Origin of the sequence: Arsenophonus endosymbiont of Bemisia tabaci Q2, assembly GCF_902713415.1 — a bacterium.
Taxonomy (GTDB): domain Bacteria; phylum Pseudomonadota; class Gammaproteobacteria; order Enterobacterales; family Enterobacteriaceae; genus Arsenophonus.
Window position 1 is genome coordinate 1 of record NZ_CACTIE010000295.1, and the last position, 1,253, is coordinate 1,253.

At 37.3% G+C, this 1,253-nt stretch carries 2 protein-coding genes and 1 pseudogene; 1 reads left to right on the forward strand and 2 read right to left on the reverse strand.

Annotated elements, in window-relative coordinates:
* Positions 1 to 251: 251 nt before the first annotated feature.
* Positions 252 to 1,081 (forward strand): annotated as a pseudogene (locus ARSQ2_RS11440) (PEP/pyruvate-binding domain-containing protein); the annotation flags it as partial.
* Here the strand turns inward: ARSQ2_RS11440 and ARSQ2_RS11445 are convergent.
* Together ARSQ2_RS11445 and ARSQ2_RS15150 are read right to left on the reverse strand one after the other, a co-directional pair.
* Positions 1,018 to 1,164 (reverse strand): hypothetical protein, encoded by a 147-nt coding sequence (locus tag ARSQ2_RS11445; RefSeq protein WP_181995357.1) that lies wholly within the window; start codon positions 1,162 to 1,164, stop codon positions 1,018 to 1,020. The pseudogene ARSQ2_RS11440 and the gene ARSQ2_RS11445 sit on opposite strands and share 64 nt — an antisense overlap.
* The gene (locus ARSQ2_RS15150) at positions 1,104 to 1,232 is read right to left on the reverse strand and encodes a transposase (protein ID WP_181995358.1); all 129 of its coding nucleotides are present in this window, start codon (positions 1,230 to 1,232) and stop codon (positions 1,104 to 1,106) included. The genes ARSQ2_RS11445 and ARSQ2_RS15150 overlap by 61 nt, the downstream gene beginning before the upstream one ends.
* Positions 1,233 to 1,253 lie beyond the last annotated feature (21 nt).

The following is a 1,253-nucleotide window of genomic DNA, read 5'->3' on the forward strand; positions in this document are numbered from 1 at the left end:
TAATAATAAAGATCAAATGTAAAAATTTTTTAGCCGAATGATAGATTATCTGGTGTTAAAAAATATTATTATGAGCTTGATCGATTCAGTATTCCATTTTTGGTTCAACACTATGTTAGTCTTAATGATGAGATAATTTTTGCCAACTAACTAAAATATTTACACTTCCTATGAAGTTTAATAAGGGATCTTTTTCAATGCCCGATAATGGCCGTACTTCATCCAATATACTTTGGTATAACTAGCTTACTATGAATGATGTTAATTTAGTTGATGGAAAGAGCGTTTCTTTAGGTGAAATGATCACACATTTAGCTGATCTGAATGTTATGGTGCCGAATGGTTTTGCCACTACCGCCCGAGCTTTCAATGATTTTTTAGAACAAGGTGGGGTTAATCAGCGTATATACCAATTATTGGATGAAATTGATATTGACGATGTAACTCAATTAGCCAAAGCAGGTAGCCAAATCCAGAAATGGATCATCCATACCCCTTTTGGCGATAAATTAGAACAAGATATTCGGCAGGCTTTTTTGCAATTATCCACCGATGAGTCTGATATTTCGTTTGCCGTACGTTCTTCTGCTACTGCAGAAGATATGCCAGATGCTTCTTTTGCAGGTCAGCAAGAAACTTTTTTGAATGTACAAGGTATTGACGCAGTAATGGTTGCTATTAAACATGTTTTTGCTTCACTATTTAACGACCGGGCTATCTCATATCGAGTTAATCAAGGTTATGATCATCGTGGTATCGCGCTTTCTGCTGGTATTCAACGCATGGTACGTTCTGATTTAGCTTCTTCGGGCGTAATGTTTACTTTGGATATCGAATCAGGTTTTGATCAGGTAGTTTTTATTACCTCAGCGTGTGGGCTTGGCGAGATGGTTGTTCAAGGAGCAGTTAATCCTGATGAATTTTATGTGCATAAACCGACATTAAAAGCGGGCCGTCCAGCTATTGTACGCAGAACATTAGGCTCGAAAAAATGCGTATGGTTTATGCTGATAATCATCAACATGGTAAGCAGGTGAGAATTGAAGAGGTAGGCGAAAAACAGCGTAATAGTTTTTCGTTATAGCTAAGCGACTTAATTTTGATTACAGCATATTGAGTGCGAACAAAATATATGTGTCGCATCTGGGCGCTCTTTTTTTGCATTTAGCTTGTGCCCATTTATGTTCAATTGGATTAAGATCTGGCGAATAGGTAGGAAAATATTCCACCATATGCCCCGCATTGATAATGAC